The sequence below is a fragment of the Janthinobacterium sp. SUN120 genome (assembly GCF_030397735.1).
In the GTDB taxonomy this organism is placed as follows: Bacteria; Pseudomonadota; Gammaproteobacteria; order Burkholderiales; family Burkholderiaceae_D; genus Janthinobacterium; species Janthinobacterium kumbetense.
Window position 1 is genome coordinate 1,373,154 of sequence record NZ_JAPUBW010000002.1, and the last position, 15,553, is coordinate 1,388,706.

General features: G+C 64.4%; 11 protein-coding genes. 4 read left to right on the forward strand and 7 right to left on the reverse strand.

All coding sequences use genetic code 11. The annotated features are described in order from the left end of the window. Nucleotides 1-2: 2 nt before the first annotated feature. Complete coding sequence (locus O0879_RS15890) at nucleotides 3-512, forward strand: cobyrinic acid ac-diamide synthase (protein ID WP_289917344.1); 510 nt, start codon at nucleotides 3-5, stop codon at nucleotides 510-512. A gap of 54 nt (nucleotides 513-566) precedes the next feature. Here O0879_RS15890 and O0879_RS15895 read toward each other — a convergent pair whose 3' ends face one another. From O0879_RS15895 to kdpF, 7 genes are all read right to left on the reverse strand, one after another. After that, the gene (locus tag O0879_RS15895) at nucleotides 567-1,322 is read right to left on the reverse strand and encodes a TorF family putative porin (protein ID WP_099668363.1); all 756 of its coding nucleotides are present in this window, start codon (nucleotides 1,320-1,322) and stop codon (nucleotides 567-569) included. 131 nt (nucleotides 1,323-1,453) lie between these two features. Further along, a complete protein-coding gene (gene kdpE, locus O0879_RS15900; RefSeq protein WP_289917347.1) occupies nucleotides 1,454-2,152 on the reverse strand; it encodes a two-component system response regulator KdpE in 699 nt (232 codons plus the stop codon). Beyond that, nucleotides 2,149-4,890: a DUF4118 domain-containing protein gene (locus tag O0879_RS15905; RefSeq protein ID WP_289917350.1), complete on the reverse strand. Its 2,742-nt coding sequence runs from the start codon at nucleotides 4,888-4,890 to the stop codon at nucleotides 2,149-2,151. Before O0879_RS15905 ends, kdpE begins: the two co-directional genes overlap by 4 nt. A 58-nt stretch (nucleotides 4,891-4,948) precedes the next feature. After that, on the reverse strand, nucleotides 4,949-5,524 hold the full coding sequence (gene kdpC / locus O0879_RS15910; protein WP_289917352.1) for a potassium-transporting ATPase subunit KdpC: 576 nt from the start codon (nucleotides 5,522-5,524) through the stop codon (nucleotides 4,949-4,951). Between the two features lie 10 nt (nucleotides 5,525-5,534). Then, a complete protein-coding gene (gene kdpB / locus O0879_RS15915; protein ID WP_251350246.1) occupies nucleotides 5,535-7,613 on the reverse strand; it encodes a potassium-transporting ATPase subunit KdpB in 2,079 nt (692 codons plus the stop codon). 9 nt (nucleotides 7,614-7,622) lie between these two features. Next, nucleotides 7,623-9,428 carry a potassium-transporting ATPase subunit KdpA gene (kdpA, locus tag O0879_RS15920; protein ID WP_289917354.1) on the reverse strand — a complete coding sequence of 602 codons (1,806 nt, stop codon included), beginning with the start codon at nucleotides 9,426-9,428 and terminating at the stop codon, nucleotides 7,623-7,625. Next, nucleotides 9,428-9,517 (reverse strand): K(+)-transporting ATPase subunit F, encoded by a 90-nt coding sequence (gene kdpF, locus O0879_RS15925; protein WP_034746483.1) that lies wholly within the window; start codon nucleotides 9,515-9,517, stop codon nucleotides 9,428-9,430. Before kdpF ends, kdpA begins: the two co-directional genes overlap by 1 nt. A gap of 462 nt (nucleotides 9,518-9,979) precedes the next feature. On the opposite strand from kdpF, the gene O0879_RS15930 reads away from it, so the two are divergent. Genes O0879_RS15930 through O0879_RS15940 form a run of 3 tightly spaced genes read left to right on the forward strand, consistent with a single transcriptional unit; the run spans nucleotide 9,980 to nucleotide 15,513 of the window. Then, complete coding sequence (locus O0879_RS15930; RefSeq protein ID WP_289917356.1) at nucleotides 9,980-11,977, forward strand: DNA topoisomerase IV subunit B; 1,998 nt, start codon at nucleotides 9,980-9,982, stop codon at nucleotides 11,975-11,977. Beyond that, nucleotides 11,977-13,686, forward strand: a complete 1,710-nt coding sequence (locus O0879_RS15935) for a molecular chaperone HscC (protein WP_289917358.1) — start codon at nucleotides 11,977-11,979, stop codon at nucleotides 13,684-13,686. The genes O0879_RS15930 and O0879_RS15935 overlap by 1 nt, the downstream gene beginning before the upstream one ends. Nucleotides 13,687-13,698: 12 nt before the next feature. Beyond that, entirely contained in the window at nucleotides 13,699-15,513 is a 1,815-nt protein-coding gene (locus O0879_RS15940) for a J domain-containing protein (RefSeq protein WP_289917360.1), read from the forward strand. Nucleotides 15,514-15,553 lie beyond the last annotated feature (40 nt).

A 15,553-nucleotide genomic window follows, 5' to 3' on the forward strand; every position in this document is an offset into this window, starting at 1 on the left:
GCATGGAGAAATCCATCCTGGCCGGACGGCTGGCCGCCTCGCGCGCGCTGGCCGGACGCAAGGTATTGCTGCTCGATGCCGATCCGCGCCAGGGCGCCATGGCGCAAGCCAGGAACCTGCACGACGGCGCCATGCACGGCAGTCTGACCCGGCCGCACCTGATGGCGCGCGCCATCAGCGCCAAGGGCTTGCAGCCGGAGCTCGAGCACCTGGTGCACTGCTACCACGACATCGTCATCGACAGCGAAGGCCGCGACTCCATGGGCAGCCGTTCGGCCCTGATCGCCGCGCGCGTGCTGGTGGTGCCGCTCGACGGCGTCGTCGACGCCGCCGCGCAGGCGGGCCTGGCGCGCCGCATCGCACACGCGCGCAGCGTCAATCCAGGCTTGCGCGTCTTGCTGGCAACGGACACGCAAGCGGCTCCCGCCCATGCCCTGGCCGCGCAGATTCCCTCCGCCCGCGTGGTGGGACTGGGGCAGCTGTACTGCGCCGTTTTCAACCTGCCAGCGTAAGTACGCAAAAAAGGCGGCGCATGCGCCGCCTCTCCTTTCAGTCAACTCAGTCCATTAAAACGTCTTGCTGACCGTCAGCTGCAGCGCCGTCTTGCCCATGAATTTGCCATTCACGGGCGAGGCATAGGCCGACTTGCCCGCGTTCGTGCCGATCACGGCCAGCGCGCCCGAAACAAAGCCGAAGTCGCGCGTGACGCCCACTTTCCAGTCCGTATAGCTCGACGCGTCGTTGTTCCTGACCTTCTGGTGGCCCGCATGCAGGTTGCCGGTCCAGCCGTTCGTCAGGTCGATGGTCGCGCCGATGTCCAGGTAGCCGCTGTTCTTGCTGTTGACGATGCCGAACAGGTTGGAGACGGCGTGCGAATATTTGACGTAGGCGGGACCATACGACAGCTGGCCGTAGACTTCCTGCGTGTCCGCGTTGGCCAGGCCGATATTCTTCAAGCCGTTGTCCGCATACACGTAGGCGAGCACGCCCACGTCATAGCCGATATCACCGGTCAACTGGCCGCGCTTGCCCGCATACAGGTCCACTTCCACGTCGCCGCTGCCGCCCGCGTCCTTGGTCCACTTGATGGTCGAGGCCCAGGCGCCCGCATACAGGCCCGTCGGGTTGTTGACGTAATCGACGCCGCCCTGCAGCGCCGGTTTCAAACGCGTCTGCGAGATGCCGCGATAGCGGTAATCGGACACGCCGGCCACATTGAAACTGACTTCATTGTCGGGCTTGACCTCATCCGCGTGGGCCAGGCTGCCCGTCAAGGCGGTGAAGGGGGTGGCTAGGGCAAGTGCCAGTAGCATTTTATTCATGGTTTTTTCTTCTTCATGGGTGGTATGGGCCTTTGCCAACATGGCGCAGCTGGCCCGCCGCTGCAAAAAAATGGGTAAAGCGTCCCCCTGACGCGCGCGGCGCCTGTTTTCAAACAGGGAAATAACAGGTGTTAGAGCGGCAGCAGCAACCGGTAGCCGACGGCAGTTTCCGTCAGCAGGTACTGCGGCTGGGTCGGATCGGCTTCCAGCTTCTGGCGCAGATGGCCCATGTAGATGCGCAGATAGTGGCCGTTTTCGCTGTTCGACGGCCCCCATACTTCGCGCAACAGCTGCGGATTGGTGACCACCCTGCCCGCGTTTTTCACCAGCACCGACAGCAGGCGGAATTCCGTCGGCGTCATGTGCACCAGCTGCTTGTTGCGCGTCACCAGGCGGTCCTTCAGGTCGACGCGCACGTCGCCGAACTGCACCACGCCATCGTCGCTGGCGGCGGGTTGGCGCTGGCGGCGCAGGGTGGCGCGCACGCGGGCCAGCAGTTCGCCCACGCCGAACGGCTTGGTCAGGTAGTCGTCGGCGCCCGCGTCGAGCGCGCGGATCTTGTCCTGCTCGTCGATCCGCGCCGACAGCACGATGATGGGCACGGCCGACCATTTGCGGATGTCGGCGATGAAATCGATGCCGTCGCCATCCGGCAGCCCAAGGTCCAGCACGATCAGGTCGGGCCGGCGCGTGCCGGCATCGATCAAGCCCCGCTGCATGGTGGCCGATTCGAAAATCTGCCAGCCCTCGTCCTCCAGCGCGGCGCGCACGAAGCGGCGGATTTGCGGTTCATCCTCGACCAGCAGGGCGGTGGCGGAAGGTTCGTTCATGTTGGTTTTCCTGTTTCATGGTCGTTGGCGTCATCGAGCTCGATCTCCGGCGGCGCCGGAGGCGTGCCCAGCGGCAGGCTGAACACAATGGCGGCGCCCTGTCCCGGCGCGTGCGGCTGCGCGTGGATGGTGCCGCCGTGGGCTTCGACGATGGCGCGGCAAATGGCCAGCCCCAGCCCGACGCCCGGCTTGTTCGATTCGCGCTCGCCGCGGGTAAATTTTTCAAAGATGGCTTCCTCGCGGCCGGGCGGCAAGCCCGGGCCATCATCGGCCACTGTCACCTGCAGGAACTGGCCGTGCACCCCGGCCGCGACCGTGATGGTGCTGCCGGGCGGCGTGTACTTGGCCGCGTTTTCCAGCAGGTTGCACAGCACGCGCTCGATCAGCACAGCGTCGTAGCGCACCAGCGGCAAGTCCGGCGCCAGCTGCGTCTGCACGGCATGTTGCTGCAATTGCGGACCGCTGGCGCGCAGCGCGCTGCCCACCACTTCTTCCAGCGCCTGCCATTGCAGGTTCAGGCGCACTTGCCCGCTTTCGATGCGCGCCATGTCCAGCAAGTTCGCCACCAGGGCGCTCATGCGCACGGTTTCGGATTGCAGCGAGCGCGCCATGTCCAGCTGCGCGGGCGACAAGGCTGGCCGGGACAAGGCCAGCGATTCGGCCAGGCCCACCAGCGACGTCAACGGCGTGCGCAAGTCGTGCGACAAGGCCGCCAGCAGCGAATTGCGCAGCCGCTCGGACTCCATCTGCAGCAGCGCGCCCTGGGCCACGTCGATGTAGTGCACGCGCTCGAGGGCGATGGCCGCCAGCGCGGCAAAGGTGTCAAGGTGTTGACGCTGTTCCGGCACCAGCAGCCAGCGCCCGCGGTGCGTGCCATCGAGCGGCAGCAGTGCCAGCACGCCCCGCGTGCGCATGGGCGCGATCAGCGGCAGGTAGAAAATGGGCGAAGCGGGCAAGGTATCCGTGCCTGTCCCCGCCGCCTGCGCATGGTCGAAGGCCCACTGCGCGATGCCGATATCGAGCGGCTCGCCGCCGTTCGGGGTCTGCAAGCTGCCCTCGTCATCAGGTAAAAGCAAGGTGGCGCGCGCGCGGAAAGCGCGTTCGATGGCGCTTTTCGTGATGTCGAAAATCTGCTCTGTCTGCAGCACGCCGGACAGCTCGCGTGAGAATTCGTACAGGGCGCGGGCGCGCGCTTCGCGGTGCGAGGCCACGCGCGCCTGGAAACGCAGGCCTGCCGTCAGGTGGCCCGTGATCAGTCCCACGGCCAGCATCACGCCAAAGGTGATCACATACTGGAAATCGCCCACGGCAAACGAAAAACGCGGCGGCACGAAGACGAAATCGAAGCAAGCCACGCCCACCAGGCTGGCCAGCGCCGCCGGCCCGCGCCCCAGGCGCACGGCCACCAGCACCACCGTCAGCAAGGACAGCATGGCGATATTGGCCAGGTCCAGATAGGGTTGCAGGGGGACCGAGGCGAGGGCCGTGGCCAGGCTGGCGCCAGCGGCCAGGATGTAGCGCCAATGGCGCGACGGCCGGCGCGGCGCCTCGGCATCGTCGCCAGCAGCGCGACGGGGCGCCGCATCGGCGGGCGGCAAGCCCACCTCGATCAAATCGATATCGGGTGCCAGGCTTGCCATGCGCGCGGCCGGCGGCGCATGCCACAGGCGCGCCAGCGCGCCGGCGCGGCCACGCCCGACGATGACTTTCGAGATATTCGCGCTACGTGCATACTCGACCACGGCGCCGGCGATGTCGGCGGACGGATTGACGGCCGTGCGCGCGCCCAGGTCCTGCGCCAGTTTCAGGGTTTTCAGGATGCGCTCGCGCTGGCCCGCCGGCAGGCGCTGCAAACGGGGCGTTTCCACGTATAGCGCATGCCATTCCGCATTCAGCTGGCTGGCCAGACGTGCCGTGCTGCGGATCACGTGCTCGCCCCCCGCGTGCGGCCCCACGCAGGCCAGCAGCGCGGCGCCCGTCTTCCACACGGGATTGATGGATTTTTCGACGCGGTAAGCCTGCACGTCGTCCTGCACCCGGTCCGCCGTACGGCGCAAGGCCAATTCGCGCAGGGCGATCAAATTACCCTTGCGGAAAAAATGCTGGGACGCCCGCTCGGCCTGCTGCGGCTGATACACCTTGCCCTGTTTCAGGCGGTGCAGCAATTCATCGGCGGGGATATCGACCAGCACCACTTCATCGGCGCGGTCGAACACCGTGTCGGGCAGGGTTTCGGCCACGCGCACGCCCGTGATCCCGCCCACCACGTCGTTCAGGCTTTCCAGGTGCTGCACGTTGACGGTCGACAGCACGTCGATGCCGGCCGCCAGCAATTCCTCGACATCCTGCCAGCGCTTCGGATGGCGCGAACCGGCCACGTTCGAATGGGCCAGTTCATCCATCAGTATCAGCGCCGGCGCGCACCGCAGCGCTTCGTCCAAGTCGAACTCGAACAAGGTCTTGCCCCGGTATTCGATGGCCTTCAGGGGCAGCACGGGCAAGCCGTCAAGCTGGGCCGCCGTATCCTGGCGCCCATGCGTCTCCACCACGCCCACCAGCAAGTCCTGGCCATCGGCCAGCAATTTGCGGGCGGCGGCCAGCATCGCATAGGTCTTGCCGACGCCGGCCGAGGCGCCAAAGTAAATGCGCAGCCGGCCGCGCGCGGCTTTCTTTTCCTGCGCCTGCACTTGCGCCAGCAGGGCATCAGGGTCGGGGCGTTGGCTGTCGTTGGGGAGCATGGGCATCTTTTAATGTCAAAACCAGGGGCAAAACCGGCGGCTCTGCCCCTGCATCATCTTACTTCGCGGCCGCATCCAGCGCCAGATTCAGTTCCAGCACATTGACCCGCGGTTCGCCGAAAAAGCCGATATACGCGGTTTTCTGCACCTTGGCGATGGCGTTTTCCACCTGCGCCAGCGGCACGGCGCGCACGCGGGCCACGCGCAGCGCCTGGTACAGGGCGCCTGCCAGGCTGATTTCCGGATCCAGGCCACTGCTCGACGCCGTCACCAGGTCGACAGGGATCGGGTTGCGATTGCCCGGATCGGCTGCCTGCAGGGCGGCGATGCGCGCCTTGACGGCGTCCACCAGGGCCGGGTTGCTCGGCCCCTGGTTCGAGCCGCCCGAGCCGGCGCCGTTGTTCGCCATCGGCGCGGTGGCCGATGGACGGCCCCAGAAATACTTGGGCGAGGTGAAGGACTGGCCGATCAGCATCGAGCCGACAGGCTTGCCACCTCGCTCGACGATGCTGCCGTTGACTTCATCGTTGAAAGCGAGCTGCCCGATACCGGCCGTGGCAAACGGATAGACGACGCCGCAGATCACGGTCAGCGCGGCAAACAGGACCAGGGCGGGACGTACGATAGTGCTCATGATGGTTCCTTTAGACTAAATTGAGGGCGGACAGCAGCATGTCGATCAGCTTGATGCCGATGAAGGGCAGGACGATGCCGCCCAGGCCGTAGATCAGCAGGTTGCGGCGCAACAGGCTGGCCGCACCGATGGCGCGGTACTGCACGCCTTTCAGCGCCAATGGAATCAGCACGACGATGATCAAGGCATTGAAGATCACGGCCGACATGATGGCCGACGCAGGGCTGGCCAGGTGCATGATGTCCAGCGCCTTCAATTGCGGATAGGTGCCCACGAAAGCGGCCGGGATGATGGCGAAGTACTTGGCGATGTCGTTCGAGATCGAGAACGTCGTCAGCGATCCGCGCGTCATCAGCATCTGCTTGCCGATTTCAACGATTTCCAGCAGCTTGGTCGGGTTCGAATCCAGGTCGACCATATTGCCCGCCTCCTTTGCCGCCTGGGTGCCCGAATTCATGGCCACGGCCACGTCGGCCTGCGCCAGCGCGGGTGCGTCGTTGGTGCCGTCGCCCGTCATCGCGACGAGGCGGCCTTCGGACTGGTAGCTGCGAATGAGTTTCAGCTTGTCTTCCGGCGTCGCTTCGGCGAGGAAATCGTCCACGCCCGCTTCGGCGGCGATGGCCGCCGCCGTCAGCTTGTTATCACCCGTGATCATGACGGTCTTGATGCCCATGCGGCGCAATTCCGCGAAACGCTCCTTGATGCCGCCCTTGACGATATCCTTCAATTCCACGGCACCCATGACACGGCCATCGTCGACCACCACCAGCGGCGTGCTGCCGCGGCGCGCGATGTCGTCGACGGCGCGCCCCACCTCGGCCGGATACGGCTGGCCCAGCGCTTCCACATATTTTTTCATGGAATCGGCCGCGCCCTTGCGCAGCTGGCGCACCTGCTGTTCGCCGGGAATGTCCACGCCGCTCATGCGCGTTTGGGCCGTGAACGGCACGAAGGTGGCGTGCAGGCTGGCCATCTCGCGTTCGCGGATATTGAACTTCTGCTTGGCCAGCACGACGATGCTACGCCCTTCCGGCGTTTCATCGGCCAGGGAGGCCAGTTGCGCCGCATCGGCCAGCTGCTGCTCCGTTACGCCGGGCGCCGGCACAAAACTCGACGCCTGGCGATTGCCCAGGGTGATGGTGCCCGTTTTATCCAGCAGCAGCACGTCCACGTCGCCGGCGGCTTCCACGGCGCGGCCCGAGGTGGCGATCACATTGGCCTGCATCATGCGACTCATGCCAGCTACGCCGATGGCGGACAACAGACCGCCGATGGTGGTCGGGATCAGGCACACCAGCAACGCGATCAGCACGGTGATGGTCACCGGCGTGCCACTGCCGGCCGCCGCCACGGAAAACAGCGAATACGGCAGCAAGGTCACGGTGACGATCAGGAAGACGATCGACAGGGCGACGAGCAAAATCGTCAGGGCGATCTCATTCGGCGTTTTCTGGCGCTTGGCGCCTTCGACCATGGCGATCATGCGGTCGATGAAGGCTTCGCCCGGATTGACGGAAACGCGCACCAGCAGCCAGTCCGACAGCACGCGGGTGCCGCCCGTCACGGCGGAAAAGTCGCCGCCCGATTCGCGGATGACGGGCGCCGATTCACCCGTGATGGCGCTTTCGTCGACAGAGGCCACGCCGGCCGTCACTTCGCCGTCGGCGGGAATCACGTCGCCCGCCTCGACCAGCACCGTCATGCCCTTGCGCAGGTCGGTGGCCGGCGTGGGCAGCCAGGAAGTGCCGTACTTCGGCGTTTGCATTTTCTTTGCCATCACCGTTTGCTTGAGGGCGCGCAGGGATGCCGCCTGCGCCTTGCTGCGGCCTTCGGCCAGCGCTTCGGCGAAGTTCGCGAACAGCACGGTAAACCACAACCACACGGCGACGGCGACGATGAAGCCGAATGGCGCTTCACCCTGGCCGTTCAGAGCCTGGATGGCCAGCAGGGTCGTGATGATGCTGCCCACGTAGACGACGAACATCACGGGGCTGCGCCACTGCGTGCGGGGGTCGAGTTTTTTGAACGCATCGACGACGGCGGGGCCGATCAGTGCGGAATCGAACAAAGTCAGGCTTGTGCGTGACATGGTAGCCTCTTATTTGATGAAAAGTTGCAGGTGTTCGACGATCGGGCCCAGGGCCAGCGCGGGAACGTAATTCAATACGCCGACCAGCACGACAACGCCGATCAGCAAGCCGATGAACATGGGGCCGTGCGTGGGCATAGTGCCGGCATTGGCCGACAGGCGCTGCTTGGCCGCCAGCGAACCGGCCACCGCCAGCACGGGCACGATCACGCCGAAGCGGCCGAACCACATGGAGATCGCCAGCATCACGTTGTAGAACGGCGTGTTGGCGGACAGGCCGGCAAACGCGCTGCCGTTGTTGTTGGCCGCCGACGTGAAGGCGTAGAGGATTTCCGAGAAGCCGTGCGCGCCCGGATTGGCCACGCCCACCGTACCCGGTTCGACCATCACGGCGATCGCCGTGCCCGTCAATACGAGGGCTGGCGTAATCAGGATGGCCAGCGACACCATCTTCATTTCATAGGCCTGGATTTTCTTGCCCAGGTATTCGGGCGTGCGGCCTATCATCAGGCCGGCGATGAAGACGGCCAGGATGGCGAACATCAGCATGCCGTACAAGCCCGTGCCCACGCCGCCGAAGATCACTTCGCCGAACTGCATCAGCAGCAGCGGCACCATGCCGCCCAGGGGCATGTAGGAATCGTGCATGGAGTTGACGGCGCCGCACGATGCGGCAGTCGTCACCGCCGCGAACAGCGTCGAGGAGCTGATGCCGAAGCGCGTTTCCTTGCCTTCCATATTGCCGCCCGATTGCAGGCTGCTGGCCTGCTGGTCCACGCCCAGTGCCTGCAGCGCAGGATTGGCCTGCTGCTCGGCGCTCATCACGCCGGCCGTCATGACGACAAAGATCAGGGTCATCGCGGCCAGCACGGCCCAGCCCTGGCGCATGTCGCCCACCATGCGGCCGAACGTGAAACACAGGCCGGCGGGAATGATGAAGATGGCCAGCATCTGCAGGAAGTTCGACAGCACGGTGGGATTTTCGTACGGGTGCGAGGAATTGGCATTGAAGAAGCCGCCGCCGTTCGTACCCAGCAGCTTGATCGATTCCTGCGACGCGACGGGCCCCATGGCGATCGTCTGCGTGGTCGCCACTTGCGCTTCCATCACGGGCTTGCCGGCCGCATCCAGCACGGGCTGGCCATCGGCGGTCACTTTCGGCGTTTCATACGCCACGTGGTCGAGCAAAGTTACTTCCTTGTAGGCGGAAAAATTCTGGATCATGCCTTCGCCCATGAAGACGACGGACAGGGCCAGGGACAGCGGCAGCAGGATGTACAGGGTCGAGCGCACCAGGTCGACCCAGAAGTTACCGATCGATTTGCCCGAGCGCGAGGCGAAGCCGCGCACCAGCGCGAAGATCACGGCGATGCCGGTGGCCGCCGAAAAGAAGTTCTGGCATGCCATACCCAGCATCTGTGTCAGGTAGCTCATGGTCTGTTCACCGCCGTAGCCCTGCCAGTTGGTATTAGCGACGAAGCTGACGGTGGTATTGAACGAGGAATCGGGGCTGACGGCGCCGAGACCCTGGGGATTCAAGGGCAAGAAGCCCTGCAGGCGCTGCAGGCCGTAGACGAAGACGGCGCCCACGGTATTGAAGACGATCAGGGCGATGGCATAGCTTTTCCAGCCCATGGCCTTGTCGGCGGGCAGGCCGGACCAGCGGTACAGCAGATTTTCCAGCTTTTGCAGCCAGCCCAGGCCGCGCACGGGGCCATCGCCGGCCACCCTGGCCATATACAGGCCCAGCGGATAGCCCGCGGCCAGCAGAACGGCCAGGAAAGCCACCAATAACAGTATCGATTGCGTCGTCATCACAGTTCCTCCGCCTTCAGCAGCGCCACCAGCAGGTACACGAGCAGGCCAGCCGACACGACGGCGCCCAGCACATAAAACGCGTTCATTTGACGCTCCCTAATTTGTCGCAGGCGACGGCAAATCCGGCCGCCACGACGAAAAACACGGCAATCAAGCCGAGATACACGAGATCCATTCCCACCCTCATTCAGGTTTGTTTTGATAGTGAGCAGATTAGCCAAAAGGGTCTAAAAAATTCGTAAAGACTGGGGAGGCAGCTGTAAACAAGATGTAAAAACGGGCGCTTTACCGCATAAAATCCTTCACAATGGGCGCCAAACCACGCGCGCGGCGCACTGTTGTTGCCCTGGAGTAGCGCTATTGCTCGCGGGACAAGATAGAATGCGCGAGCGTCCGCACAAGGACGCCAAGCCTGCCGCACTGCCCTCCCCCAGTGACGCTGGACGGGATATACTGTATATTCATACAGTTATCGCCGCCGCTGTCACTGCGCCCCGCAGTGCCCTGGCCTGGCGTTCCAACCACTGTCTTTATTAGCTTGAACACGTATGGCCACTAAAAAACCAGCATCCGACTACAGCGAATCATCCATCCGTGTCCTGAAAGGACTGGAACCCGTCAAGCAGCGCCCGGGGATGTACACCCGCACTGAAAATCCGCTGCACATCATTCAGGAAGTGATCGACAATGCCTCCGACGAGGCGCTGGGCGGTCATTGCACGCATATCGCCGTCACGCAAAACACGGATGGCAGCATCACCGTGGAAGACAATGGCCGCGGCATTCCCGTCGGTCTGCACCCGGAAGAAGGCGTGCCGACGGTGGAAATCGTGTTTACACGGCTGCACGCGGGCGGCAAGTTCGACAAGGGTTCGGGCGGCGCCTACGCGTTCTCTGGCGGCTTGCACGGCGTCGGCGTGTCCGTCACCAATGCGCTGTCCACGCGCCTGGAAATCACCGTCTGGCGCAAGGAAAGCGACGGCAACGGCCTGCATCACATGGTGTTTGCCAATGGCGACGTGATCGAGCCCCTGAGCTCCCGCCCCGCCCCGCGCGACGGCAAGAAGTCGGGTACACGCGTCACCGCCTGGCCCGATGCCAAATACTTTGATTCGCCGAACATTTCGCAAACCGAGCTGCAACGCCTGCTGCGCTCGAAAGCCGTGCTGCTGCCCGGCGTCACCGTCACGCTCACCAACGCGAAAACGGGCGATACGCAGACCTGGCTGTACGCGGAAGGCTTGCGCGGCTACCTGACCGAAACGCTGGCGCAGGTATCGAATGGCGAAACCCTGATTCCCCTGTTTGAAGGCGCGCAGTATGCGGGCCCGGACTCGGAAGGCTTTGCCGAGGGCGAAGGCGCGGCCTGGGTGGTGGCGTGGACGGAAGAAGGCGCCATCGTGCGCGAATCGTATGTCAACCTGATTCCCACCTCGAATGGCGGCACGCACGAATCGGGCTTGCGCGACGGCCTGTTCGGCGCCGTCAAAAACTTCGTCGAAATGCACTCGCTGCTGCCGAAAGGCGTCAAATTGCTGCCGGAAGACGTGTTCGCGCGCGCTTCCTTCGTGCTGTCGGCCAAGGTGCTGGACCCGCAATTCCAGGGCCAGATCAAGGAACGCCTGAACTCGCGCGACGCCGTGCGCCTCGTCTCGACCTTCACCAAGCCGCCGCTGGAACTGTGGCTGAACCAGCACGTCGACTACGGCAAGAAGCTGGCCGAGCTGGTGATCAAGCAGGCGCAATCGCGCCAGCGCTCGCTGCAAAAAGTGGAAAAGAAAAAATCCTCGGGCGTCGCCGTCCTGCCGGGCAAGCTGACCGACTGCGAATCGTCGGACATCACGCGCAATGAACTGTTCCTCGTCGAGGGCGACTCGGCGGGCGGTTCAGCCAAGATGGGCCGCGACAAGGAATTCCAGGCAATTCTTCCCCTGCGCGGCAAGGTCTTGAATTCGTGGGAAACGGACCGCGACCGCCTGTTCGCGAATAACGAGATCCACGACATCGCGGTCGCCATCGGCGTCGATCCGCACAGCGTGGGCGACTCGCCCGACCTGTCCGGCCTTCGCTACGGCAAGATCTGCATCCTGTCCGATGCGGACGTGGATGGCTCGCACATCCAGGTACTGCTGCTGACGCTCTTCTTCAAGCACTTCCCGGCCCTGATCAACAAGGGCCACATCTGCATCGCCCGCCCGCCCCTGTATCGCGTGGATGCGCCCGCGCGCGGCAAGAAGCCGATGCAGAAGATCTATGCGCTCGACGACGGCGAACTGCTCGCCATCGAGGACAAGCTGCGCAAGGAAGGCGTGAAACAGGGCGCCTGGTCGATCTCGCGCTTCAAGGGCCTGGGCGAGATGAACGCCGAGCAGCTGTGGGAAACGACGATGAACCCGGACACGCGCCGTCTGCTGCCCGTCACGCTCGGTGAAGTCGACCACATGGCCTCAGCCTCCCGCTTCAATATGTTGATGGGTAAAGGCGAAGCGGCAGGACGCCGCGCCTGGATCGAAGAACACGGCAATGAAGCGGAGGCGGATATCTGATGATCATCGGCATCGACCTGGGCACCACCAACAGCCTGGTCGCCATCTGGCGCGACGGCAAGGCTTCCATCATCCCGAATGCGCTCGGTGAACACCTGACGCCGTCGTGCGTGAGCATCGATGACGACGGCACCGTGCTGGTGGGCCGCGCCGCGCGCGAGCGCCTGCAGACGCACCCGCAACTGACGGCGGCCGTCTTCAAGCGCTACATGGGCAGCGAAAAGAAGATCACCCTCGGCACGCAGCAATTCCGTCCGGAAGAGCTGTCGTCGATGGTGCTGCGCGCGCTGAAGGAAGATGCCGAAGCCTTTTTAGGGCACAAGGTCGAGGAAGCCATCATTACGGTGCCCGCGTATTTCAGCGATGCGCAGCGCAAGGCCACGCGCATCGCGGGACAACTGGCGGGCTTACGCGTGGAGCGGCTGCTGAATGAGCCGACGGCCGCCGCGCTGGCCTACGGCATCCGCGACAAGGAACAGGAAAGCAAATTCCTCGTCTTCGACCTGGGCGGCGGCACCTTCGACGTGTCGATCCTGGAACTGTTCGAAGGCGTGATGGAAGTGCGCGCCTCGGCTGGCGACAATTTTTTAGGGGGCGAAGACTTCGTCACCGTGCTGGTCGACGCCTTCCTGGAAGGCAGCGGCCTGCGCGACGCTGTCGGCGGCCGCCTGCTCGACCCGCGCCAGCAGCAGCTGCTGCGCGATGAAGCCGAGCGCGTCAAGCGCCTGCTGTCGGAGCAGCCGTCCGTGCGCATGGCCACGCGCTACCAGGACAAGGAATACAGCTGGGAGATCAACGAGGACAAGCTGGCGCAGCTGTGCGAACCGCTGCTGGCGCGCCTGCGCCTGCCCGTCGAACGGGCGCTGCGCGACGCCACCATCCGCGCCGCGGAATTGAATGAAGTGGTGCTGGCCGGCGGCGCCACGCGCATGCCGCTGGTGCGTAAACTCGTCTCGCGCATGTTCGGCCGCTTCCCCGCCATCCACCTGGACCCGGATGAAGCCGTGGCACTGGGAGCCGCCGTGCAGGCAGGCCTCAAGATGCGCGACTCTGCCCTCGATGAAGTGGTGATGACGGACGTGGCGCCGTACTCGCTGGGCATTTCGATTTCGCGCCAGGTCGGCGCGAACCAATATGAAGGCGGGCATTACCTGCCCATCATCGAGCGCAATTCCGTGGTGCCTGTCTCGCGCACGGAAAACATCACCACCATCTACGACAACCAGAAGGAAATCAACGTGGCGATCTTCCAGGGCGAGTCGCGCCTGGTGGCCGACAACGTCTTCCTCGGCAAGATCAGCTTCCCGATACCCGCGAAAAAGGCGGGCGAGATCGGCATCGACGTGCGCTTCACCTATGACGTCAGCGGCGTGCTGGAAGCGGAAGTGACGGTGCTGGCCACGCAGGAAAAGCACAAGATGGTCATCAGCGACAATGCGGGCGTGATGACGCCGGAACAGATCGAGCAGCGCTTTGCGGAACTGGCCGACCTAAAGATCCACCCGCGCGAACAGATGGAAAACCGCACCCTGGTCACGCGCGCCGACCGATTGTACGAGCAGTCGCTGGGCGACGTGCGCCAGTACCTGGCGGCGCACACGGCCAATTTCCAGGCGGCGCTGGAAACGCAGGACCCGAACACCATCCGCAAGGCGCGCCAGGCGCTCGACGAGGTGTTGCGCCAGGTCGAGAGCGAGAGCTTCCTGTAAATGGACGGCGGCATGCACAACGGGCAGCGCAGCCTGTGGAAGATCCTGGACACGGAGCCGACGGGCGACGAGCGCGCCCTCAAGCGCGCGTACGCGAAGCGCCTGAAGGTGACGCGTCCCGAAGACGATCCGGCCGCCTTCCAGGAACTGCGCGAAGCATATGAATACGCGCTGCGCCATGTGCACCTGTTTGCTGAGGAATTTCCGGAACCGCAAGCGGCCGAAGCGGCAGCGGCGGAAACGCCAGAAGCGCCGCCCATGGAACCGGCAGACCTGTGGGGCGTCATCGACGAGGCCCCACACGACGCCTGCACGGAACTGTGGGGCGTGATCGACGAACCAACGCAAGAACAGAGGCGCCCGCCGGAACAATGGGGCGTGGTCGCCATCGACCCGGCGCAGGAAGCGGCTAATCTGTGGCAAGGCTGCCTGGAGCTGACGCGGCATGCGGATGCCGGCGACGTGCTGGCCGGCATGCTGCAGGACGACGCCATGCTGAACCTTGACGTGCGCGAGGAATTCGACCTGTGCGCGCTGCGCTATTGCGCCAGCGCCGGCTATGACCTGGCGCTGCGCCAGGCCCTGTTCGAGCAGCTGGGCTGGGACCGCGACTTTTCCTACCTGGTGCGCAGCCATGCGGACCTGGTGCGCGGCGCCGTGCAGCGTTACCGGGCAGACCGCTCGTTTGCCCATTTCAGCGACAACCGCGACAGCTACCCCGGCCTGGACTGCATCATGTCGCAGCAGCCGCCAAGCGCCTACGCGCGCCAGCTGTTCGACCGCAAATTCACGCTGCAGCTGCGCGAACTGCTGCACGCGATACGCTGGCAGCACAGCGAGATGCTTGCCTGCAAGCTCGATACAGACCTGTTCGAGCAGTGGGAACACGCCGTCCATGCCAAACGCTACTTCAAGCAGACGGCGCTGGCCTCGGGCGGCCTGGGTTTCGTGCTGCACTTCATGCTCGCGGGTGTGCTCGATGCGGCCGGCTTCAAGCTCGGCGACACGGCTGCCTATGCCAGCCTGCTGGGCTTCCAGGCGCTCGCCTTTTCCCTGCTGGCCATGCATGCCTTGCGCTGGCCGGCGCCCCTGTTCGCGCGCCTGGAAGCGCTGCAGGAAACGTTGCAGGAACGCCTGCCCGTGCTGTGGCAACGGCCCGGCTTGCGGCAACTGGGCTGGATCGCGCCCTACCTCGTGCTGGCCTTGCTGCTGTTCCTGCCCGAACGCGGCGATACCATGCGCCTCGTCACTGCGGCCGGCCTGTGCGCGTCGGCCCTGCTCGCGTATGCGATGAACCGCCAGTTGCTGCACGGCATGCTGCTGCTCCTGTGCCTGGGCCTGTCGCTGTTCGCCGCCATGTTCATGAGCGGCAGGGGCCAGTCGGCGCTGGCCATCGGCGATGCCATGCCATTGATGTTTTGCCTGGCGGCGCTGGCCCTGCGCAGCGCCACCGGTCTGTATGGCGATTGCGGCTGGCCAGAGGCGCTCTTGCCCCGCCTGCGCGCGGCATGGCTGATCGGCTGCGCGGGCTTGCTGCTGCAACTGTATTTGCAACTGCTGCCGGCCGCCTTCGTCGGCGCCGCGCTGTATGTCTGGTCGTGTGCCGGCTTGCTGTTTTCCCCCAGCGATTTCAAATGGAAGACGATCTGGCCGGTGGTGCTGGTGCCGTCCATCGCCACTTTCGTGCTGGCCAGCCAAGCCCCGGCCATCCGCGCCATGCCGATGATGCATAACGGCGTCGAACTGGCCCTGGCCGTGCTCTATTTGACCTTGCGCTACATGTATCTGACGTACGGCAAGTCCTTTTCCAAATCCGGGCTGTCATAATCAGCTCCACGAATTCAACCGCAACCACTTAACACCGAAA